Raw genomic sequence first — 22,101 nt, 5'->3', positions numbered from 1 at the left:
TGATGGCCCGAACGAACAAATTGGCTATGTTGAGAATTTAAATCAGTCCGAGGAGCTTATTATTTCATTGGACAAGAGTATTTCTTCCATGGACTTAACCATTACCCATCTATTTCAGAATGATGATAATACATCACAGGACGAAATCGGCTATTACACACTTTACGAAAATGGTGTGGTGGTCGGAAATGGCACATTTACCGGTATCGCCGGGGGTGGTGAAATGCCATTGTCAATAAATCCTGGGGGCGGTGTTACATTTGATCAGGTTATTTTCACCGCTGATAAAGATGTGACCAACGGGGTTGAAGGAAATAGTGATTATTTTATTAAAACGATCAGTTATGATCAAAATAATCTGGTTCAAAACACACAATTGTTTGCCGTAACGATTGCAACAGCCCTTACTGATACAGATGGTTCTGAAAATCTTTCCGATGTTATTATAGGCGGCGTGCCGGATGATACTTTCTTTGTCAATGGGGAGATGAATCCAGTCGGGATCAATAATCATGATGGTACCTGGACCTTTAGTCCTGAGGAAATTGAAGGGCTATGTATTTCGGTTCCGAAAGGTCATCAGGAATTTAATCTTACAGCGGCACTTACGTCTACTGAGGTCAGCAATAGTGATGCTGAAACCTCTTTTGCCAATGCACAAATTGGCGTGCCGGAAGAAAATTTTGATGAAGGACCGGCTGTACCAGAAGGATATGATGAAACATATGGACATGACACCAATGACCAGATTTATGGTGATGAGAATAAAAACTATATTGATGGCGAGGGGGGTAATGATAAGCTATATGGCGGCGGGAATGACGATATACTGGTTGGAGGAAGCGGCAATGATGACCTGAACGGTCAGTGTGGAGATGATGAGCTTTACGGCGGCGCTGGAAATGATGCCTTATTTGGTGGTAGCGGAAACGATACCATCTACGGTGGTAGTGGCCTGGATACCATTCATGGTGGCAGCGGCAATGATTTACTATTTGGCGGATCAGGCAAAGATACAATTCATGGTGAAGATGGAAATGATGTAATAATAGGCGGAACCGGAAATGATAATCTTCATGGCGGTGATGGAAATGATATTTTCATTTTTGGTCTTGGCGATGGCGATGATAAAGTTCATGGAGGTTCCGGTTGCTCATGGGTTGATACAATTGAGCTAAGCGGCTTTAACGGACTTGAGCATGAAGTCGGCTGGACGCTTGTACTTGATAATGGTTCATCCATTCAGTCAACGGATGACAATGCCGGTGAAATGCTGCTCTCACATGATGCTGATGGCACAATTACTTTTGATGAAGGCGGATCTATCACTTTTGAGAATATAGAGAAAATAAGCTGGTAAAATTGTCTGCCAACTTATTATACCCAGAATGAATAAAGGCATTTCAGATGGAATGCCTTTATTATTTTCGTTTTAATTTGAATAAAATTTTAAATATTTTCCTATTTTACATATTTCTAATTTTATATAAAACATTGTTAATAAAGAATTTTATTTAATTTTTTAATGATGTCATAAAATAATTTTAACAAATCATTTACCATCAAAGACAACCACTTCTTCACTATTTTCTGATAAAAATAATCAAATTGTTAGTGAGCGACTTTGCTTGTGGAGAGAATGATGGCTGACCAATCATCAAAAGGACAAAATTCGAAAGTTATAAATCAGATTGATGATGATCCATATTTTTATCAAGAGATTAGCGATAAAAATTTTGAAAATCCTGAACACCGTCTGTCAGGGGAAAAATGGGATCATTCATCAGATACGCAGACACGCTCAAATATTCATATTTCAGACAAAATCAGTGACGAAAAAGGTGAAAAGCTAGACCTCCAAGCGGATTACAAACAAAAAGCTGAGCATTCGATTGATTTTGGGTCCATAAGTTCTACTGAACATAGTCAATTTCAGAGTCCTGGTCAGGACAGTGTAAATATTTTCGGGTTTTATGACAGTGGCGTACATCTGAAAGACTTTCTGTTTTCCGCAGGCAGATCTTCAGGTGCCATCAAATTTGAGAGACCCGATGATGTCACCGTTACAGAAGAAGCTGTAACTTTTAAAGATGGCTCGGGCGTGGACAGTACCGAAGACCCATCATCAGGTGGGGGTAGTCATGTTGCTGAAATGCACGCATTATTGGAGGCTGAATTTTCCGATAAAGAAAATTCAGAATTATCCAGCTCTTCTTCGGGGCAAAATGGCGACGTTAGTAATAATGACGTGTCATATGATCAGAATTCTTTAGCAGAAAATAACTCATCGGAAAATTCAGATGGGCAACCTACAAATCAGAATGTTGTTGGCCTTGACTTTCAACAGGATCAGTCAGGTTTAGAAGATCAGCAGGCCCAGTCGGAAAATGAAGAAGAAGGAGCTGAAGGCGAAAGCCAAGCCAATAACGGCAATGGCAATGGCGATCAGGAAGCACCTGGAAACTCGTCAGAAAATAATAATGCTGAAAATGCCCAAGAGGACGAGCAGCAGCAAGCCGGTTCAGAAGACCAGCAGGCCCAGGATGATGAAGAAGAAGGGACAGAAGGCGGAAACCAAGCCAATAACGGCAACGGCAATGGTGATCAGGAATCACCCGGAAACTCGTCAGAAAATAATAATGCTGAAAATACCCAAGAGGATGAGCCGGAACAGGGAACTTCAGAAAATCCGGTAAATGAGCAGGTCGTTAGCGAACCAGAAATCAATGTTATAGAGGGAAATAATTCGAATAACACGCTTGAAAGTACTCAGGCAGGGGAAAAAATATTTGGTTATGGTGGTCATGATACCATTACGGGTTCTGCCGGCGACGATGTGATTGTCGGGGGTGCTGGTAATGATACGTTATCGGGCGGTGAAGGTGATGATACCTTTGAGATTGGTCAGGGTGACGGCTATGATGATTTTGACGGTGGCAGCGGGTCGGACCGGATTGTTGCGACTGACGATAATGTAACGATCGGTATCAACAATCATTTTAATCCGGAAGACAGTATTGAGGAAATCAGTGGCGATGGCCACAGCGGCGTGTCGATTGCCGGTGACGGATCGAATAACAATATGGACTTCAGCGATACGGTGCTGACGGATATTGAGAAGATTGACGGCGGATCGGGTCATGATACCATTACGGGTTCTGCCGGCGACGATGTGATTGTCGGGGGTGCTGGTAATGATACAGTATTACTTTCAGGTAACCAGGCAGATTATATTATAACTGAAAATGATGATGGTACATATACAATTGAAGATACAGTGGGAGGCCGAAATGGCACGGATATTATTGATTCTGTAGAAACGATTCAGTTTGCTGATAATTCTTTGGCAGTGGAATCTGCGGCAGAGCAGTCTGCTCAAGCGCAAGCTGCTGCATTACAGGAAATAAACATTGATGATGATGATGATGATCACGACCATCACGACCATCACGATGATGAAGATGATGAAGATGATGATCACGACCATCACGATGATGAAGATGAAGATGAAGATGATGAAGATGATGATCACGGTCACGGTCACCAAAGTGAGGATCATGATCACGGACACCATGATAGTGACGACGATCAAGAAGATGAAAATGAATTTCATGACAATAACGGATATGGTAATGGTGATCAGGAAGCACCTGGGAATTCGTCAGAAAACAATAATGCTGAAAATGCCCAAGGGAATGAGCAGGAACCATCTTCTGTCGAGCTTAATCAGTCAAATGGTGTTTACGATATATCAGCCGGTGGGATAGTGACGTTAAATGTCAATTATGTATCTTCTGATGCCGGATATAACAGTTCCCATGGTTTTTATGTTGCTGATGCGGACGGCAATCCGATTGGCGGAATGATTGTTGAGGATAATGTCAAAAGCTTTTCAGATAATATGATAACATTTAATACAAGCGATTATCCGGGTGGCGCGAGTGTCGGGTTTTTCATTATTCCGGACGGTAATGATGAAAATTCGGGTCTGTCAGGCGGTGAAACCGTAACTTTTGAGCAAATTAACGGTCATTGGACACCGATGGTGGATGGGCATGCTCTCTCCAGCGCTGAAAATGCGCCAGCTTATTTCAGCGATATGGCCCTCAATTCTGACGGTGTTAATCATATGATTGATAGTTCTGAAGATGGAAATCAAAACTGGGAAGATCTTGATGATGGCGGAGATCATGACTATCAAGATGTTAATGTTGATGTAAGCGTCTTTTTAGAGATTAGTGACCCGGTTCACGGAATTACCGTTCAGGGGACCGTCGGTGCCGAAAATTTGCAGGGCGGTGATGGGGACGATACCTTGATCTATAACAGTGACAGTATTTGGAACGGAAACAAAGCCCATAACGTTGAAACGGGTGAAAATGCTGGTTTAGCTGGCCATAATCGTTCAAGTGATGTTTTTGATGGTGGGGATGGTCATGACACAATTCAGGGCTCTTCCGGAGATGATGCCTTATTCCTAGATGATGGGATAAGTAGCTTCGCGTCCGGCAGTGAGGCCAGAATACAGAATATTGAAGAAATTGACATGGGCGATGGTAATGACATAGTCGATATGACCTCAAGCAAATATACCTATGATCAGGGTATTACTGTTCATGGTGGGGATGGCGATGATGTAATCTGGACCTCAACCGGCAATGACCAGATAGATGGCGGTGCTGGAAATGATAAGTTATTTGGCGGGGATGGCGATGACACGCTTACATTCCTCGCCCACCAGGGAAATGATATTGTCGATGGTGGTAGTGGAATGGCATGGACTGACACAATAAATCTAGATGGGTTTAGTGGTGAGTTCCATGAAGTTGGTTGGACTTTGACCCTTGATAATGGTTCATCCATTCAATCAACTGATGACAATGCCGGTGAAATTCTGCTTTCCCATGATGCCAGCGGGACAATTACTTTTGATGATGGCGGATCCATTGATTTTGAGAATATAGAAAAGATCGTGTGGTAAATAGTATTTTAGATCTGTCTTCTATGCATTATTTCAGGGGACATTCTTACCGTTTATATTTATACACTGCATTTCTTTGTCCAGTTTAACCATATTAGGTAAAGACTCATAAATTTTATTTTTGATCGCTGTCATACCACCATGCTCTTTAATCCAGTTATTTTCATCTGTATTAAAATGCATTGGTACTATATGTCTGGCATTAAAGGCGGTTTTTACCAAATTAATTCCTTCCTCATCGGTAAGAGCCCAATAAGGTATAAGTAACCAGTCTATCTTGGCCAGATTGGTTCCGGCCTTGAGGAGATCTTCAAGTTTGGCATCAATATCGCCTACATGCATTATTGATTGTCCGTCAATTTCAATCATGACACCAATATTTTCAGTTGGGTTTTTCTCACCATGGCTGATACCAAATACTGTGGTTGGAAAGGGTAAATCAATATATGAATGCTGTGTTCCAATAAAAGGTGTAATGTGCATTATTCTATGGTCATTATTTTCGGACAGATTATCATCTTTTAATATGTTATAGGCTTGTTCGGTCATAAGACCCACGGCTTTGGGGTTGGAAGACAAATGCTTTATAATCGGTGCAGGTTTCATATGATCATCATGAAAATGAGTGACGACTATCATTTTTACATTATCAAATGGTTCTTCTGCATTTTCGAGTTTTTCCTCAAGTTGTTTAGTGGCTGTTGCATAACCTTCCAGACCGTCCGCAAATAATGCATCAAATAACACACTACTACTTCCGTCTGATACATAAAAACCTGCATTGGCAATATGGCAGAGTTCTGCGGAATTCACAAAGGAGGGTTGACATATCATGAAGAAAATCAAAAAATATAAATATTTTTGCAGCATGTGATTAACCCTATATCCGTTGTTGTTATTTCAGTATCAGAATATGCTCCGGTTTTAAGAACCATGGTGGGACAATGGCCGGAATATTGGACAGAGGCAATATTTCCTCCGGCAAATCAAACCCGAGTGTGTTGATCATGAAATCGCGTCTTTTCATGCAACGATCATAGCATTCCGGATGGATTATTTTAAGCTTTGCACGCAGCTCCGCATCAGCAATAACAATGCCGTCTTCCATTCGGGTTGAACCGTAAATGGGGGACGAGGGGATGACGTCTACCTGAAACATCATACCGGAGCGGATGGGCAGGTCCGATCCCTCATAGATCGGCGAACTGACCCATTCATCAAGATGAATGAGATGGCCAGCATTTAAAAAGATACCGAATTTTTCAAAAGGAAGTGTTCCATAAATTATATCATGGAGCAGTTTGCCTTTGGTGCCGATCCGCAAATTCCGAAACCAGTTTGCCATGGCTTCAAAATAGGGTGCTGCAAAAGCATTGATATAATCTTGAGCTCCGGCGGGCAGATCATTGGCACTTTCCGCGACCCAGCCGGCACGGCAAATGTTGCTTCCCCAGTAACAGACGTTAAATGAAAAGACATCACCTTTGCTTAAGATTCTGCCTTGTGGTCCACATAGACCGGGGAGATTTCCGCTGGCAAAGGTCGGATGGCAGCCGAGCGGCTCTCCATCCCATTCTATAAATTTTGCAACCTCAAAATCACTCATTCCCTCACGCATGCCGAACAAAATTCTTTTTACGGCTTCTGATGTTTTAATGTTGGAATATTCAAATATGGCAATTTCATCGACAGAAACAACAGAGCGAAAACCATATCCCGGATGCATGAAAAGATCGGTTGCATTATCGACTTGATCATGGCCGGCGACTTTACGTGCCGCATCTGCAATAAAGCTGGGAATATCAAGGGCAAGTTGTCCTGCAGGATCCTCATTTTCCCCAAAATATTTCCAACCGACTGCGCCGATTCTGGCGTTTTCATCCATGCCTTCTTCGGCAAATATTTCGCCTAGCGTTCTGCTTTTATCACGCCCCTGATTAAGCAGTGAAAATGGTTGATAAAGCTCTGATCGCATATCGCCACTTTTATAAAGCGGGCTGTGGGGCAAATACCCTTCGCATTCATTACCGATCAGGATCAGGGGTTTGGCGTCAAAGCGTAAAATAAGCAATGCTTCTTCAAAACGCGGATCAATATTGCACATCCATGTAAGGTTGGCGAAATGCTCCCGGTCAGCATAAATCAGAAGATGGCTATAGCCACGGACTTCCATGGCCTCACGAACCATTTGAAGTCTTTTAAGATATTCATCCAGTGAAATATCGGCCGGGCGTTCGCCGATGCCGAATTCCGGCCAGTCAATTTCGCTTAAAACCGCTTTTTTCATCAGGCCAGAATTTCCTTCACTGCACGGTGGGCTTCTTTGATGGCTGCTTTTGTTGTTGCATTGGCATCAGAATCTGAGTTGGCAATGTGAATATTGCCAAATGGCTGACGGCCAATAACCCATGGTTTATCCTCTTCTGCGAATTCCTCACCCCAGAGCAGGTCATTGCTATAGGCATACCCATGCGGCCAACGGTTGACGGTAATAGCCTCAATATCGCGGTCAGCATCAAAACCGACTTCGCCGAAAGCCTGTGTAAGCTGTTCTTTGACGTGGCCTTCAAATTCTTCAAAGGTGGTTGTCAGGATTTGCCGGCGTCCTTCGCGCCATTGTTCCGGGCCTTTTATATCGGTAAATAAGGGCACATGACACATATGGACGATAATCGGCTCATCAGGGGATTCAGAACATTTATAATCGCCAATGGAGACTGGGTAATCCAGCTCGGCCTGTTTATAAAAACCGCCGGTAAAATAAACGAAGCTGGTTTTCATTTTGATAAACGGCTGCCAGTTATTAATCAGCACTTTGGTATAAACGAGCGGAACTTTCACATTAAAGGCCAGATTTTCCTTTTGTTTTTCAGACATTTCAGGACAGATAAAAGGAATGGCCATATTATAGCAGGCCATGATACATTTTTTGCCGCGAACCTTATGAGGTACTTCATCACGCACATAGGTTACTTCTACGGCTTTTCCATCTTCTGTATTAACCGCGTGAACGACAGTGCTGTTTAAGCGGATATTGACATTTTGATCATTGCGGTCAAGTTTCGAATAATCGGCTTTCGTGGTCACGACATCTTCCATGGTTGTACCCGGCATTGCTTCAGGTATCAGTTTTCGAACCAAGAGACGCGCAACAGAGGCATTGCCATCGGGAAAATGGAAAATATAGGGATCATCCCCACGACCGGTATGGATTGGCAATGTATAATCAACACCAGGAATACCGCCATCATAATATTGAACGGATGTTGTTGGAACTTCTTCCATATCAACACACCAGAAGCTCATCCCCCAATGCTGATAAATGTTGATGACCTGTTCATCAACCTTCACATAATCACGAAGGAAGCTTGAATATCCTGTTTTCTTAAGGATTTTGAATTTTTCCTCAACCGGTGTTCCTTCAAGATAATCGACTTCAGCCGTCTGGACGCGGATGAAATCCGCTCTTGCTTTGTCCGTCAGTGGTGCTTCGGCCGCGAATTCTTCCCATGATTTCTGACCGTAACCGGTCACATGTTTTGTTTCGCCAAAATTTTCTTTATCAAACACGATTGAAAAACCAAGCCCTTTGGACGGATAAAGATCCTGTTTGAAGGCGGTGTAGAATTTATCCAGATCAATGCCGATATCCTTTAAAAGATCAAGTGCCACCTGTGGGTAGGAAGATGGTGTGTCAATGGCTTCTGTGCCGCCATAGCTGATGCGGGTATTGTCACCATGCTTAAATTCATTACGTTTGGCATGACCGCCAAAATCGTCATGGTTATCGAGGATAAGAATTTTGGCATCGGGGTGTTTCTGACGATAAAAATAAGCCGATGATAGGCCGCTGATCCCGCCGCCTACAATTACCAGATCATATTCATCATCAATGATATCGGTTTGCCAGTCTTCACCCATTACGCGCGCATGCATAGTTTCCCATGAGCCATCATGGCTGCCACGCAGACCGTTCTTGGCAGGCGGATAATAATCTTTGCTTAATGTAAATCCATTATCTGTCGATTTTGCATTTGGTTCAACGCCGCATGATACGATCCATGGGGTCATAATTGTTGCGCCAATGGCAATTTGTGTTCCGTTTAAAAAATCCCGGCGGGTGATGTCTTTTTTCATTTTTTGTTCCCTTATCTGATTAAGGGTACGGTAGAGGGAATAGGGTTAAATTGCAAGTATGATTTATCCCTATTCAGTTTTATGGTTATTCGGCAAGTTCGTTAAAAGTTTAACCTTTAATTAGCTATAATCCTCTATGCTGACATTTCAAAAATGAAAATGCCAAGACATTGATTTAAGAACAGATTTTAGGATTAAAAGAGGTTGGCCAGAGTGACAGAAAGTAAATCGGACCCGGTTTTGTCGGTCGTAGTGCCGCTTTATAACGAACAGGATAATATTTCCACACTGGTGGAAAGACTGGATTTATCCTTAAAAAACATTGGCTTATCATATGAAGTTATTCTGGTTGATGATGGAAGCCGGGATAATACATGGTCCAATATTCAGGAATCCTGTAATAATTATCCGGAGGTCAGAGCCATCCGCTTTTCCAGAAATTTTGGACATCAGCATGCGATTTTTGCGGGGCTAAAGCTGGCGAAGGGGCAGGCAATCATCAGCATGGACGGTGATCTTCAGCATCCGCCGGAAGTGATTGAAAAACTGGTTAATGAATGGAAAGCTGGAGCCAAGATCGTTAACACCATCCGTGAGGATAAGGAAACGGCAGGGCCCTTTAAGCGATATTTTTCAAAGCAGTTTTATAAGATTTTTTCTGTACTTTCCGACCTTCCCCTTGAAAAGGGCAGTTCAGATTTCCGGCTTATTGATCGTAAGGTAAGAGACGAAATTATTTCCTTCGGGGATGTGGATATATTTTTAAGAGGGGCCATCCAATGGGTAGGCTTTGATGTCAGGCAGGTAAAGTTTATTGCCAGCTCAAGACATCAGGGATCAACCAAATTTACATTAGGGCGGATGATAAGGCTCGCTACAGGTGCCATCATATCATATTCAACAGTGCCCCTTAAAATCGGGGTATGGATCGGGGCGATTACCAGTATTCTGTCCTTTATTGAACTGGGGTATACTTTTTATATTTATACCCAAGGGGTCGCTGTGCCCGGTTGGGCATCAACGATCGGGGTTACATCGCTTCTATTTGGTGTTCTGTTTTTTAATATCGGCATCATAGGTATCTATCTGGCCCGTATTCATAAATCACTACAGGGGCGCCCTCCTTATATTATCAGTGAAAATTATGCTGCCGATCGGAAGGGGATTAAACCATGACCATTCTGTCAAATATTTTAATTATGCTGGTCTACATCATCACGAGTGTCACCGGACTCGTTTTTCTTAAACAATCTGACGGGGCACTGATATCCACTAAGGGGATTGCCGGCATATTTTTTTACGGACTTGGCTTTCTGATCTGGTATGTGATTGTAACCAGAATTGCTTTATCCCTTGCCTTTCCCATTGCGGCAGGTGGACTTGTGGTCGCCACCCAGATCGCCGGATATTTTATTTTAAAGGAAAATTTAAGCGTTTCCCACCTGATCGGTGTGGCCTTGATTATTGCCGGAATTTCATTTGTGGCAACGGGTGAGACGCACATATGAAACCCGACAGTCAGGAAAAGCAGCTTATTGAGCAGCAGAAGACCCATTTTAATTCAATCGCCGGAAAATATAAGGAAGCCAGAAGCGGCGAAAAACATCTGCTGATCAAGCAATTGATCTGGCACCACTGTCTTAAAGGGCTGGCGTTCGATAAGGCCAAAAAATATAAAGTGCTTGAAGCCATGTGTGGATTTGCCGAAGGACGAACCCTGATTATCGATCATCTGGGGCTGGATATTGACTATAGTGGATTTGATTATAGTGATGTTGTGGTGAATGATTTAAAATCTCAACATCCGGACCTTGATATCCGGCAGGAAGATGCGACCAGATTTCAACCGGAAGCAGATAATTTTGACATAATCATTCTCATCGGCGGGCTTCATCATGTCCCAAACCATGCGGCACAGGTTGTTAAGAACTTAAGCGGCGGGCTTAAAAAGGGCGGCATGTTCATTAATTTCGAACCGACTTACGGCAACCCGGTTACAAAGTGGGTGCGCCGGAAAATATATCAGAAGAACCCACTTTTTGATGAAGAAACAGAGCGGGATTTTGCCGTTTCCGAACTAAAAGGCTTTTTTAAAAATGCCGGTTTTAATCCGCTGCGCCTGCATTATCCCGGACTTTTATCCTATGTACTGTTTTATAATCCCGATGCGTTTCCACTTTTAAATATAGGTGGCAAGTGGCTGGTGAAGCTGACATTTCTGATTGACCGGCTTTTTTATGCCAATTTCATCGGGGCCTGTTTTTCATTCGCCACTCTTTCCGTCTGGCGGAAAGATTAGGGGCCGATCATGAACAAAATGGTCGCTCTATCAAAACAAAATATCTATTTCGCCATTGGTATGGTTTTCAGCTTCAGTGTGCTTTTGCATTTTTATAACCATTACTGGTATCCTCCGGATGACGGGGCCTATGCCCATGTAGCGGACAGGATTTTATCCGGTGAAATACTGAATCTGGATATTCATGATGTTCATTTTGGGTATATCAATTTCATCAATGCGGCGGCATTTGCCCTGTTTGGAAATGAAATGGTCAGTATGCGAATTCCTATTGTGATTATGGGGCTTATACAGGCGGCGCTCATTTTCTGGCTCCTGAACCCCAAAGGCCCGGTCGTGGCATTATGTGGGGTACTGGTACTTTCATCGCTTTCCTTCATTCAATATTTAAATCCGACAGCCAACTGGTATGGCCTTTTCCTGACAATCCTGACCATTGTTGCTTTTCAGAAAATACCGGAAAATTACAAATATAAATTTCTGGTCATCGGCTATCTTTTGATCACACTGTTCCTGTTTCGGCAGCTTTCCGGCGTTATAACTTCAATGGGGGCGGTGTGCTATATTCTTTATTCGAAGGCGGAAAATATATCGCTTAAAAATGCGGTGATTTCCAAACTTTTATTTGCAGTGATGATTTTGGGTCTTAGCGGTTATCTGTTTATGAAAGTGCCTGCTTCCGCCATAATTTTATTCGGGTTATGGCCTTTGTCATTACTGATAAACGGTTTCTTCCGTGTGTCGGTGGATAATAAAACGCTTCTTAAAATTTTGGGCAAAATGTTGATCGGGGGAATTCTGGCTGCGGCACCGCTTCTTATTTATCATATTTATCATGGTTCACTTTCGAGCTGGTATAATGACACGGTTATTTCGGCGATGTCACTGACGGAGCTCAACTTTATACAGAAAAGAAGTTTTCTGGATTTTCTGATTTTCAGTGTGGTTTCAATCACCAAACTGCCGCCATTTGATGTGCTTTTGAATAACCTATACTGGATTTTGTTAATCCTGATTACTCCTGTGTTGGGAATAGTATCTTTTTTGAAAATTTGTGGCCGGAATCAGGATAGGTTGATGTTATCGGCCCTGCCGTTTATTGCGATTTTTTATGCTCTGGTCACTGTGCATTATCAGATTTTCATTTATTTATATTATACGGTTGGTCTGTCGCTCTGCGCCATATTATGGATGTGGGGTTCAGCCAATGCATTAAAAAGAAACTGTATGGCTTTATTGAGCTTTTATATATGCACAATTGCCCTTTATTTCCATGCAGGGCAGTCCTCTAACCGCTTTATCCCGCAAATACTGCGTGGTGAAAGAACGGCAGAAAATGAAGTTTTCTTTGCGGGAAATGTAGGTCTCTGGCTCAGGGAAAATGAAGCGGCAACCTACCATCATATCATTGATCTGGTGGATAAGCATGTCGGTCAGAATGAAACCATATTTGCATTTCCATCAAACTCAGAAATTTATTATATTACAGGGCGGAAAAATCCGTTTCGTTTTTTTAACAGCTCATTCGGTATTCATAAAGCCGAACAGTATGATGATGTTATGACGACACTTAAAACCAACGCGCCGCGCATGGTGTTCTATACGCCGGATGATAAATATAACACGGAAAATTCACTTAAAATATATCAGTATATAAAAAGCAGATATGACCTTCTGGAAACGGTCGGGGGTATGGAATATTATCTGCTTCGGAACTAATAATCAGGTCGGGACCGAACCGACATGCTGAATGGTTTCGGCGGCGATGATCGCGCCTTTTTCAAGGGCCAGATCAATTTTCTGATCATGCATATAGCTTGATAAAAATCCGGCAGCGAAGGCATCGCCGGCTCCGGTGGTATCAACCACCTGATCGACGGGCACGGCGGGGTGGCTGATTTTAATTTGCCCTATTATGGCGATACTGCCCATATCCCCTAACGTAATGACCATCAGCTTATTTGTATTTTCTGCAATTGTGGTTATGCGGCTGATCATTTCAGTCTGATTATGGTTTAGACCGAAAAAGGCGATATCTATTTTTTCGATGTTTCGTTCAAGCAGGTCGAAATCAGGATCGGTGGAAAAATCCGAAAAATCAACGGCCAGTGTGCCAGAGATGGGCGAGGCGAGAACTTTTTCAAAAACATTATGGATTTGCCAGTAAACCGGGGTCATCACCAGATCGGCATGTTGTATCACATCCCGCTGCATATTGTTCAGATCAAAATATTCAAGGATACCGGGGTCGTATCTGGTAAAAATTTTTTCCCCCCTTTCCCCGATCTCAATATATTGTACGGGCGTGGAACCCGGATGGGTATTAATGTAGCAATTGATACCGTCGATATTGACGGCGTCCACTGCAACCCTGGCTTCCGGGTCATCATCACCGACCATGGAAATAATGTTGATTTCATCATCCGGCTTGAAGCAGCGGCGTGCCTGGCGTGTGAAATTGGCGGTGATACCACCGGGAAGAAGCCTGTTTGAGGGAAGATAGCGATCAACCCCGCAATCGCCGACGCATGCTATTTTCATTTTTATAGCCTTCCCAAAGCTTTCAGTAATTTTTCGACCCGTGCTGCATTGACAATTTGATCCTGCATCAGGGCCGTGCCGACAATGGCGCCGTCGCAGTGGGATAATAGCTCAACAGCATTGTCCGCATCGGTGCCGCTGCCGATGATTACGGGGACACCCGCGCCTTTGCCGGCATTGATCAGGTCATTAATAACCGGGGCATCACCAGTGGCATCACCGCTGACAACGACGGCATCTGCATGATGGTCTGTGGCCAGTTTTGCCGACTGTTCTATGGTGCGTTTAACAAGCATTTTTGCATATTTAACCTGAATATCCGCCATGATCAGGATATCTTCTGCATCAATGGATTTCCGGTATTTGATGACCGCTTCCGGGTCAATGTCAAATTCGCCATATTCGGGTCGGGACATAGGGTCAACAAAATAGTCGGTTCGGATAAACTGTGCCCCGGCTGCTTTCGCTACATCAAGGGAAGCATTAGCATCATTCAGGAGTATTTCCACACCAATGACACAATTTCTACTGGCCTTGACCACAGCTTTGGTCACTTCGGTCATAGCCTTGATTGTTTGCGGTTCTGCCTTAACCCGGTGGGGTCTGTCATATTCATTTTCAATCAACGCACCGTCAATGCCGTATTTTTCAAGGATGCTTAAATCATGAAGGGCACTTTCGATAATGGCATCCATACCGGGGGAGTTCTCATAATCCGGCAGCGGTGGTAAATGAATCATCGCAATGATTGGCTTTTCATTTTTAAAAAGCGATTTGAAATTGGTCATGGTTTTGATTTTGCGTTCTTTAGAATGAAATAAACAGGGATGGAGGTTAGAGACAGCGCAATGCCATAAAGGCTTTGTTCCGTGTTATAAATAAGTGCGCTTATGATTAGAATTGACATTGTAAAAATGAAAATCAGCGGCACAAGCGGGTAAAGTGGCGTTTTAAAATCGTCAGGTTTGCTTAAGCGCGGACGCAAGATAAATATGCTGGAAACAATCCAGATATTGATAAACTGGAGCGGCACCACCAGAAAATTGACGATTTTGGCAAAGGTTCCAAAAAACAGCAGGAAGATAATCGCCATTACCGCCGAATAAATGATTGATCCTGACGGCACCGATGTTTTCGGCGAAAGATAGGATAGCGCCTTAAAAAACGGACCCATGAATGTTTTTGAGGCATCCTCGGTAAAGTCGGATACGGTGGCATAATAGAGCCGCGGGATGGACATGACCAGCCCGCCGATAGCTCCGAATATGGAAATCCATATAAGGATCTGGATGACTATTGCCCCTTTTGATCCAAAAGCCGCTTCAGCCACGGTGGTCGCAACAATAGTTGGATTATCGCGCATGAAGTCAAGCGGCACCACGCTTAAGAAGGCATAATTAATCAAAAGATAAATGGCTATCACGGCCATCACACCAATACCGATACCAAGCGGTAAATTCTTTTTTGGGTTCTTAACTTCGCCGGCCAAATGTGAGGCGTCGGCCCAGCCGTCATAGGTGAAAAGAACAATGCCGACACCAAGGCCGATAAACTGCATCGTACTCCAAAGATCAATTTCCGTTGTTGCTTTTGCCGTTTCACTGACCCATTCGATGGGGGAAGCAAAAAATATGGCCCCGATAATAAGCCCCATGATCCCGGCCAGTTTGGCGGTGGTAATGATCACCTGGGTTTTACCACCCATTGATATGCCCTGAAGGTTGACAATGGCAAAAAATATAATGGCCAGGACCCCCCACATAAGCCTGAGTTCATTATTTTCAATGCCAAGAACCTGATTGGCCAGTTCGCCAAAAAATATGGATGCCCCGGCAATTGACCCGGGACCGCTGATCAGAATCTGCACCCAGCCCTGAAAAAAGCCGGCAAATGGGCCATAAGCTTCGTTAAGCGAATGATACATTACCCCGGGACGCGGCAGAAGAATGGAAAGCTCGGCATAGGTCAGGGCACCGCAAAGAACAATAAAACCGCATAAGGCCCAGAAGAAATAAACCTGCCATTCTGCTTCGGCAACCGCGGCCAGTTCGCCCGGGGTAAAGAATAATCCGGAGCCGATAATATTTCCGGTCACGATGGCGAATATGGTGGTAAATCCAAGCTTTCTCTGCAGGCTCATTTTTGCTCCTTAAGTTACATGCATGGGCATTGTCATGCAGTGGGCACCCCCGTTCCCTTTGAATAGGGTATCTGAGGGGAAGGTTGAAACTTCCCACCCGTATTTAGCCATTTCATTTGAAAGGCGCTCCGCGCATTCAAAACCTATTGCTTTTTTACCCTGATGTGTCACTACCAGATTAAGATGGCCGCCACGCATTTCTTCCTCATTAATTTCAATGATATTAATGCCCCGTTCGCCAAGGAATTCATTAAACATGATATGGCGTGGCTCGGAAACGCCAGCCTGATACAGTTTGCATGGCAGTATATTAAGGGCAGGGCTGTGGCAGATTGCCAGATCATCATTAAGGGTCATATAAAGCCCGTCAATATGAATATGACCGGGTGGCAGCGGCACTTCCAGAAAATATTTAGCATTTTCACCCAGCACCAGATTACGCAGATCCCGGGTCCCTGACTGATTGGCGCGGTCACATATGGAGGCCACAACCGTGTTATCACCGATCATCGTAACACCGCCCCCTTCAAGAAAGGACGGGCAATCAATTGAGCCAAGAATGGGAATGCCCAGTTTTTTTAAGGCACGGCCGACAATATCCTGATCACCCCAGCGTCCAAGCAGGTGCGGTCCCATCAGGACGGCACCGGTTTTAAACACCGCGGCAAGGTCGCGTGTATAGGTCATGTTCGGGCGGTGTTTTATATAATTGATGCTGTCTTCGTCGTCTTTAAGGACATCTGTCAGAAAAACCGGATCAACACCATGGCTGTTAAACTGTCCCACCATAATGTCATATTCCGACTGGAATATTTCGCGGTTCACGGGTTCATCAAAATTAAAAACTTTTTTATTTTCTTCGGTAACGACATCTATTTCAACACCGGGACGGTGCATCAGAACTGATTTAAGGTTTCCATGGGCGCTTTTTACGCCCCATGACATATTCCCCATTAATTTACTCCTGGCTTTTTTATTTAGCACGTTAGGCGGAATTGATAGTCGCTGTCAATCTATTGCTTGGGATGATAGTTTTGCCAATTTTATAATGGCGTTTTTAGTTTCACTGTTCCAGGGGATAGCGGCATTAAGGCGTAAAAAATTATTATATTTGCCTGTCGGGGAAAATAATATACCCGGTAGAAATGAGATTTTGTCTTTAATCGCCAGATTATAAAGTTTCCAGGTATTAAATCCGGCAGGTAGTCCCACCCAAAGCATATACCCGCCGGATGGATTTGAAATTGTTGTGCCTTTGGGGAAATGTTCCAAAATGCATGCGGCCATCAGTTTTCTATTCTGGGCATAAATATTCCGGATACGCCGAATATGTTTGTCATAATTGCCTGTCGCAAAATACTCAGCGACAATCATTTGTGATAAGGTTGATTCCGTTACGCTGTTTAAAAATTTAAGTTTCTGAATTTTTTTTAAATACCGCCCCGGAGAAATCCATCCGACTTTTAGCCCCGGGCCCAATGATTTTGATACAGATGAACAATTGAGTACCAGTCCATCCCGGTCATAGGATTTAAGCGCATTTGCGCGTCGTCCATAGGTGCCAAGGTCACCGAAAAGATCATCTTCAATCAGCGGTATTTCGCGCATCTTAAGAAGTTCAATCAATGCCTTTCTATTATCCTCGGGCATGGATGATCCAAGCGGATTATTATAAGTGGGGATCAGGGCGCAGGCTTTGATCGGCCATTGTTCAAGGGCCAGCTTTAAAGCATCAATGCTGATCCCTTCTTTCGGATGAGTCGGGATTTCCAGTGCATTCATTTCCAAGGCTTCAATGGTTTGAAGAAGCCCGGGAAATGCCGGAGATTCAATAGCGATTATGTCTCCTTTTTTTGCAACAGCATTCAGGCACAGGGAAAGGGCATCCTTGCATCCGCTTGTCGTGACAATATCAGCGGCAGACAGTTGACATCCGGCATAGGTCATTCGCTGGGCCAGCTGGCGCCTGAGCAGTAAATTAACATCAATCGATGAGCCTGTCGTCAAGACTTCCTTTAAATAGTGTCTTGAAATTTTCCGGATCGTTTTTTGCAGCTGAGCAACGGGCAGAAAATCGGGATGAGGATAAGCCGCACCAAAATTATACTTAAATTTTTCCGTTTCCTTGATCACCTGAAAAATACCGTCATTTACCGAAACCGGGATCGGTGTTCCCGTATCGGTCATTTCCGGTTCCTCGGTCAGATTTTCATTCTGTGCCAGAACATAATAACCGGACTGGGGCCTCGCTTCCGCAAGATATAAATTTTCAAGCTGGGTATAGGCCTGCTGAATGGTTGAAACGCTAACCTTAAATTGCTGACATGCTTTTCTGATTGAGGGTAATTTATCCCCGGGCAGGTAAACTTCATTTTCAATCTGTTCGGCAATTTTGGCAGCAATTTGGCTATAGAGGGTTTTGTTCATCAACATTGCAGTACAATTTTACATAAAAAGTTAGGTACAGTTATAAATTGATCAAAACTGTACTGGTAAAATTTCGTTTTTCTAACTCTATACTGGTTTAGTGAATAAGTATAGAGTTTTAGTTGAGAAAAAATTCACAAATAGTAAGGGGATAAATGAGCAAAGTTATTGATGTACATACACATATGTATACGGCTGGCTGGCTTGATTTATTAATGAGGAAAGGGGGGCCTGATTTGACGGTGGAAGTCGGCCTCGATAGTCCTTGGACAGTATGCTACAAGGGGGCAAGCTTTTGTGTGTTGGAGCCGCCCCATTTTGATTTTGAGCTTCGTATTAAAAATATGGAAAAAGCGGGGGTGGATATGGCAGTTGTTTCAATGCCGCCTCCCGGTGTTTTGTGGGGCAGTCGTGATGAAAGCCTGGAAGCGGCAGTAATGACGAATAATGAATTTGCCAAGGCGCAGGTGGATTTTCCTGAACATATTCGCTGGATGGCTGTCCTGCCATGGGAACATCCTGATCTGGCGGTGGAGGAATTAAAACGGGCCTGTGATTTGGGGGCGGTGGCGGCGATTGTCCATGGCAGTATTAATGGGCGACATCTAACTGATCCTTTTTTTGCTCCCGTCTGGCAGGAGCTGGATGACCGGTCACTTCCGGTTCTGGTTCACCCGACTTTTCCAATCGGTACCGAACTGATGGAGCTTGATCGATATGCGTTGATCGCATCCACGGGATTTATGATTGATACAACACTCTGCGTTTCAAAAATGATTTTTGATGGTTTTTTTGACCGTTATCCTAACCTGAAGCTGATTGCTTCCCATGCCGGGGCAACGCTTCCGTATCTTGCCGGGCGGTTTGACCGTGTATTTGACACGACTGCACGGGCCAAGGTGAAAATCAGCAGGCATCCAAGTGAGTATTTAAAGCATATTTATTATGACAGCGTCACTTACGCGCAAGAAGCGCTTGAGCTATGCGTACATGTTGGCGGGGAAGATCATGTTCTTTATGGGTCCGACTATCCTTTTAACCTTGGGGACATGGCCGGATGCCTCGGCCGGGTAAATAATCTGCCGGAAAAAACAAAACATAAAATTCGCAGTGAAAATGCACAGCGTATATTTAAAATATAGGGGAATTGGAAATGTCAGATAATGTTACCGCAAATGAACACTGGTCTTCTCAATTTGCATTTATTCTTGCGGCACTGGGCAGTGCAATCGGACTAGGAAATTTGTGGCGTTTCCCGTATCTGGTTGGTGAGAATGGCGGCGGGGCCTTTATAATCATTTATCTGGCATTCATTCTGGTAATTTCCATTCCTGCCCTTATTGCCACAATTATGGTTGGTCGTCGCGGCCAGTGCAACCCGATACTTTGTCTTGAAAAAGTATCCACGCAGGAAGGATTAAGCCCTAAATGGGGGGCTCTTGGCTGGCTGCTGGTTTTAAGTGCTTATTTTTTGCTGACCGTTTTCAGTGTTGTTGCCAGCTGGATTCTTGATTTTCTATCTTTTGCTATAACTGACGGTTTTGACGGTATTAATGCGTCAAATGCCGGAATGCTTTATGACAATATCAAAGCAAACCCGGTGCGTATGTCGATGTGGCACGGGGTCTTTATGGGACTTATTATGTTCATTGTCGGTAAAGGCATCCGTAAGGGAATTGAAAAAGCGGTGAAGATGATCATGCCGGCTTTATTTATCATTCAGTTTTGCCTGGTAATTTATTCACTTATAAACGGGAATGCGGCCGCCGCAATTGATTTTCTGTTTACCCCGGATTTCAGCAAAATTAACATGTCTGTGATCCTGCTTGCTGTCGGGCAGGCACTTCTGACATTAAGCGTCGGCGGTGCAGGGATGCTGGTTTATGGTGCCTATATCGGCGATAATGTTTCAATTCCACGTTCAAGTCTGGTTATCGCCGGAATGGATACGGTTGTTGCACTTTTGGCGGGGCTGATGATTTTCCCCATAGTTTTCCAATATGGTCTTGTGCCGGATCAGGGACCAGGGTTAATGTTTGTGACCCTTCCGGTTGCCTTCGGGCAAATGCCGGGCGGTGATTTTTTTGCAATTCTGTTTTTTACGCTTCTGTTGCTGGCGGCTCTTAGTACCGGCCTATCCATGTTTGAACCGGTGGTGGCATGGTTTAAGGACCAGCGCGGTGTAAGCCGCGTGGCCGGAGCACTGATCGTTGGCATTGCGACATGGCTGGTAGGGCTTTTTAATGTTTTTTCCTTTAATATCTGGTCGGAAATCAGACCGCTTTCATTTATCAGTTCATTAAAAGATCTGACCATATTCGGCTCGGTAGAATATCTGACGGCTAATCTTGCGATGCCATTGGGGTCAATATTAATATCCATTTTTGTCGGCTGGATGATCACGGAAAAAATGCGGCGCGAGGAATTCACCAACAACACCAACCCAACATATTATAAATACTGGCATTTTATCGTGCGCTATCTTGTGCCAAGTGCTATTGCAATTGTATTTATCGCCAGTTTCTATAATTAATAAATAAATCTAAGTATTTACAGGAGTTACAATAATGACGGTCATTGACGTCCACACACATGCCTATACCAAAGAATGGTACGAAATTCTGCGCGAGTTCGGCGGCGAATATAATCTTCAGCTGCGCCCGGATGGCAAGGAGGAAATATTCAAGGAAAATACCCCTGTTGCCTTCCCGCAGCCTGGTCATTTTGATTATGATCTGCGCATTAAACAGATGGACGCAACCGGTATTGATATTTCTATTGTTTCGCTGACCTGCCCGAATGTTTACTGGGGTGGAGAAGAAATTAGCTGCAAGGCAGCCGTTGCTTCAAATGACAGCATGGTTGAGGCACAGAACAAATATCCGGACCGGATCCGATGGTATACGTCCCTGCCATGGGAATATCCCGAGCGCGCGGTAAAGGAACTTGAGCGGACATGTGCTTTGGGTGCGAGCGGGGTTATGGTGCTGGCCAATATCGCCGGGCGCAGCCTGACCGATCCGATATTTGCGCCGATCTGGACCGAAATTGACCGGCGCGGCCTGCCCGTATTACTGCACCCGACTGACCCGCCCGGAGCGCTTTCCATGGATATGGGCTTATATGATTTAAGCTGGTCTGTGGGCTTTATGTTTGATACCACACTCGCGGTGACACGGATGATCTTTGATGGTTTCTTTGATAAATATTCAAACCTTAAACTGATCGCATCCCACGGGGGCGGGGCGCTTCCCTATCTGGTGGGCCGCTTTGAAAAAGGGGATGAGGTGGAGCTTGCCGAGCGCCGCAAAATGAAAAGAAAGCCGACAGATTATCTTCGTCATATTTATTATGACTGTATCAACTATGATCCACGGGCAATGCAGTATCTTATTTCCATTGTTGGTCACGAGCATGTCATGTTTGGTACCGACTGGCCGCATCAGGTGTTTGACACCAAAGGGGCATTTGCCAACACGGCGCTGCTAGCCGATGATCAGTGTAAAGCAATCCGTTCCGGTAATGCATTGAAAGTTTTTAATATTTAGTCTTGTGCCGAATTTAAAAATTCTGGTA

At 44.0% G+C, this 22,101-nt stretch carries 17 protein-coding genes; 9 read left to right on the top strand and 8 right to left on the bottom strand.

Annotation, left to right across the window (positions count from 1 at the left end):
- Together R3D86_12750 and R3D86_12745 are read left to right on the top strand one after the other, a co-directional pair.
- A partial coding sequence (locus R3D86_12750) for a calcium-binding protein (GenBank protein MEZ5759082.1) occupies nucleotides 1-1,360 on the top strand: 1,360 nt, incomplete at its 5' end.
- 279 nt (nucleotides 1,361-1,639) lie between these two features.
- Nucleotides 1,640-4,981: a hypothetical protein gene (locus tag R3D86_12745; GenBank protein MEZ5759081.1), complete on the top strand. Its 3,342-nt coding sequence runs from the start codon at nucleotides 1,640-1,642 to the stop codon at nucleotides 4,979-4,981.
- 33 nt (nucleotides 4,982-5,014) lie between these two features.
- On the opposite strand, the gene R3D86_12740 is transcribed toward R3D86_12745, so the two are convergent.
- From R3D86_12740 to R3D86_12730, 3 genes are read right to left on the bottom strand one after another with little or no spacing between them, the layout of a single operon-like run.
- Nucleotides 5,015-5,851 (bottom strand): MBL fold metallo-hydrolase, encoded by an 837-nt coding sequence (locus R3D86_12740; GenBank protein ID MEZ5759080.1) that lies wholly within the window; start codon nucleotides 5,849-5,851, stop codon nucleotides 5,015-5,017.
- 25 nt (nucleotides 5,852-5,876) lie between these two features.
- The gene (locus R3D86_12735) at nucleotides 5,877-7,268 is read right to left on the bottom strand and encodes a hypothetical protein (protein MEZ5759079.1); all 1,392 of its coding nucleotides are present in this window, start codon (nucleotides 7,266-7,268) and stop codon (nucleotides 5,877-5,879) included.
- Nucleotides 7,268-9,118 carry an FAD/NAD(P)-binding protein gene (locus tag R3D86_12730; protein ID MEZ5759078.1) on the bottom strand — a complete coding sequence of 617 codons (1,851 nt, stop codon included), beginning with the start codon at nucleotides 9,116-9,118 and terminating at the stop codon, nucleotides 7,268-7,270. Before R3D86_12730 ends, R3D86_12735 begins: the two co-directional genes overlap by 1 nt.
- A gap of 213 nt (nucleotides 9,119-9,331) precedes the next feature.
- Between R3D86_12730 and R3D86_12725 the strand changes: the two genes are divergently transcribed.
- Genes R3D86_12725 through R3D86_12710 form a run of 4 tightly spaced genes read left to right on the top strand, consistent with a single transcriptional unit; the run spans nucleotide 9,332 to nucleotide 13,136 of the window.
- Entirely contained in the window at nucleotides 9,332-10,294 is a 963-nt protein-coding gene (locus tag R3D86_12725) for a glycosyltransferase family 2 protein (protein ID MEZ5759077.1), read from the top strand.
- Nucleotides 10,291-10,626 (top strand): SMR family transporter, encoded by a 336-nt coding sequence (locus R3D86_12720; protein MEZ5759076.1) that lies wholly within the window; start codon nucleotides 10,291-10,293, stop codon nucleotides 10,624-10,626. The genes R3D86_12725 and R3D86_12720 overlap by 4 nt, the downstream gene beginning before the upstream one ends.
- On the top strand, nucleotides 10,623-11,417 hold the full coding sequence (locus R3D86_12715) for a class I SAM-dependent methyltransferase (protein MEZ5759075.1): 795 nt from the start codon (nucleotides 10,623-10,625) through the stop codon (nucleotides 11,415-11,417). The genes R3D86_12720 and R3D86_12715 overlap by 4 nt, the downstream gene beginning before the upstream one ends.
- 9 nt (nucleotides 11,418-11,426) lie before the next feature.
- A complete protein-coding gene (locus tag R3D86_12710) occupies nucleotides 11,427-13,136 on the top strand; it encodes a hypothetical protein (protein MEZ5759074.1) in 1,710 nt (569 codons plus the stop codon).
- 3 nt (nucleotides 13,137-13,139) lie between these two features.
- Here R3D86_12710 and R3D86_12705 read toward each other — a convergent pair whose 3' ends face one another.
- Genes R3D86_12705 through R3D86_12685 form a run of 5 tightly spaced genes read right to left on the bottom strand, consistent with a single transcriptional unit; the run spans nucleotide 13,140 to nucleotide 18,525 of the window.
- Nucleotides 13,140-13,958, bottom strand: coding sequence for a PfkB family carbohydrate kinase (locus R3D86_12705; GenBank protein MEZ5759073.1), 819 nt, complete (start codon nucleotides 13,956-13,958; stop codon nucleotides 13,140-13,142).
- Nucleotides 13,959-13,960: 2 nt separating this feature from the next.
- On the bottom strand, nucleotides 13,961-14,746 hold the full coding sequence (locus tag R3D86_12700; GenBank protein ID MEZ5759072.1) for a BtpA/SgcQ family protein: 786 nt from the start codon (nucleotides 14,744-14,746) through the stop codon (nucleotides 13,961-13,963).
- Nucleotides 14,743-16,098, bottom strand: a complete 1,356-nt coding sequence (locus tag R3D86_12695) for an amino acid permease (protein ID MEZ5759071.1) — start codon at nucleotides 16,096-16,098, stop codon at nucleotides 14,743-14,745. Before R3D86_12695 ends, R3D86_12700 begins: the two co-directional genes overlap by 4 nt.
- 9 nt (nucleotides 16,099-16,107) lie before the next feature.
- Nucleotides 16,108-17,052, bottom strand: a complete 945-nt coding sequence (locus R3D86_12690; GenBank protein ID MEZ5759070.1) for an arginine deiminase family protein — start codon at nucleotides 17,050-17,052, stop codon at nucleotides 16,108-16,110.
- Between the two features lie 54 nt (nucleotides 17,053-17,106).
- A complete protein-coding gene (locus tag R3D86_12685) occupies nucleotides 17,107-18,525 on the bottom strand; it encodes a PLP-dependent aminotransferase family protein (GenBank protein MEZ5759069.1) in 1,419 nt (472 codons plus the stop codon).
- Between the two features lie 155 nt (nucleotides 18,526-18,680).
- Between R3D86_12685 and R3D86_12680 the strand changes: the two genes are divergently transcribed.
- The 3 genes from R3D86_12680 to R3D86_12670 are packed head-to-tail and all read left to right on the top strand — an operon-like array spanning nucleotide 18,681 to nucleotide 22,073.
- Entirely contained in the window at nucleotides 18,681-19,667 is a 987-nt protein-coding gene (locus R3D86_12680) for an amidohydrolase family protein (GenBank protein MEZ5759068.1), read from the top strand.
- Between the two features lie 11 nt (nucleotides 19,668-19,678).
- On the top strand, nucleotides 19,679-21,058 hold the full coding sequence (locus tag R3D86_12675; protein ID MEZ5759067.1) for a sodium-dependent transporter: 1,380 nt from the start codon (nucleotides 19,679-19,681) through the stop codon (nucleotides 21,056-21,058).
- 34 nt (nucleotides 21,059-21,092) lie between these two features.
- Nucleotides 21,093-22,073, top strand: a complete 981-nt coding sequence (locus R3D86_12670; GenBank protein MEZ5759066.1) for an amidohydrolase family protein — start codon at nucleotides 21,093-21,095, stop codon at nucleotides 22,071-22,073.
- Nucleotides 22,074-22,101 lie beyond the last annotated feature (28 nt).

It is taken from the genome of Emcibacteraceae bacterium (genome assembly GCA_041396985.1).
Lineage (GTDB): Bacteria > Pseudomonadota > Alphaproteobacteria > Sphingomonadales > Emcibacteraceae > Pseudemcibacter.
This window is presented reverse-complemented; position numbering and strand designations above follow the sequence as displayed.

Excerpts from the sequence above, each read along its gene's own strand:
- R3D86_12745 (MEZ5759081.1), top strand. The coding sequence starts at position 1,640 with ATGATGGCTGACCAATCATCAAAAGGACAAAATTCGAAAGTTATAAAT.
- R3D86_12740 (MEZ5759080.1), bottom strand. The coding sequence starts at position 5,851 with ATGCTGCAAAAATATTTATATTTTTTGATTTTCTTCATGATATGTCAA.
- R3D86_12735 (MEZ5759079.1), bottom strand. The coding sequence starts at position 7,268 with ATGAAAAAAGCGGTTTTAAGCGAAATTGACTGGCCGGAATTCGGCATC.
- R3D86_12730 (MEZ5759078.1), bottom strand. The coding sequence starts at position 9,118 with ATGAAAAAAGACATCACCCGCCGGGATTTTTTAAACGGAACACAAATT.
- R3D86_12720 (MEZ5759076.1), top strand. The coding sequence starts at position 10,291 with ATGACCATTCTGTCAAATATTTTAATTATGCTGGTCTACATCATCACG.
- R3D86_12715 (MEZ5759075.1), top strand. The coding sequence starts at position 10,623 with ATGAAACCCGACAGTCAGGAAAAGCAGCTTATTGAGCAGCAGAAGACC.
- R3D86_12710 (MEZ5759074.1), top strand. The coding sequence starts at position 11,427 with ATGAACAAAATGGTCGCTCTATCAAAACAAAATATCTATTTCGCCATT.
- R3D86_12705 (MEZ5759073.1), bottom strand. The coding sequence starts at position 13,958 with ATGAAAATAGCATGCGTCGGCGATTGCGGGGTTGATCGCTATCTTCCC.
- R3D86_12700 (MEZ5759072.1), bottom strand. The coding sequence starts at position 14,746 with ATGACCAATTTCAAATCGCTTTTTAAAAATGAAAAGCCAATCATTGCG.
- R3D86_12695 (MEZ5759071.1), bottom strand. The coding sequence starts at position 16,098 with ATGAGCCTGCAGAGAAAGCTTGGATTTACCACCATATTCGCCATCGTG.
- R3D86_12690 (MEZ5759070.1), bottom strand. The coding sequence starts at position 17,052 with ATGGGGAATATGTCATGGGGCGTAAAAAGCGCCCATGGAAACCTTAAA.
- R3D86_12685 (MEZ5759069.1), bottom strand. The coding sequence starts at position 18,525 with ATGAACAAAACCCTCTATAGCCAAATTGCTGCCAAAATTGCCGAACAG.
- R3D86_12680 (MEZ5759068.1), top strand. The coding sequence starts at position 18,681 with ATGAGCAAAGTTATTGATGTACATACACATATGTATACGGCTGGCTGG.
- R3D86_12675 (MEZ5759067.1), top strand. The coding sequence starts at position 19,679 with ATGTCAGATAATGTTACCGCAAATGAACACTGGTCTTCTCAATTTGCA.
- R3D86_12670 (MEZ5759066.1), top strand. The coding sequence starts at position 21,093 with ATGACGGTCATTGACGTCCACACACATGCCTATACCAAAGAATGGTAC.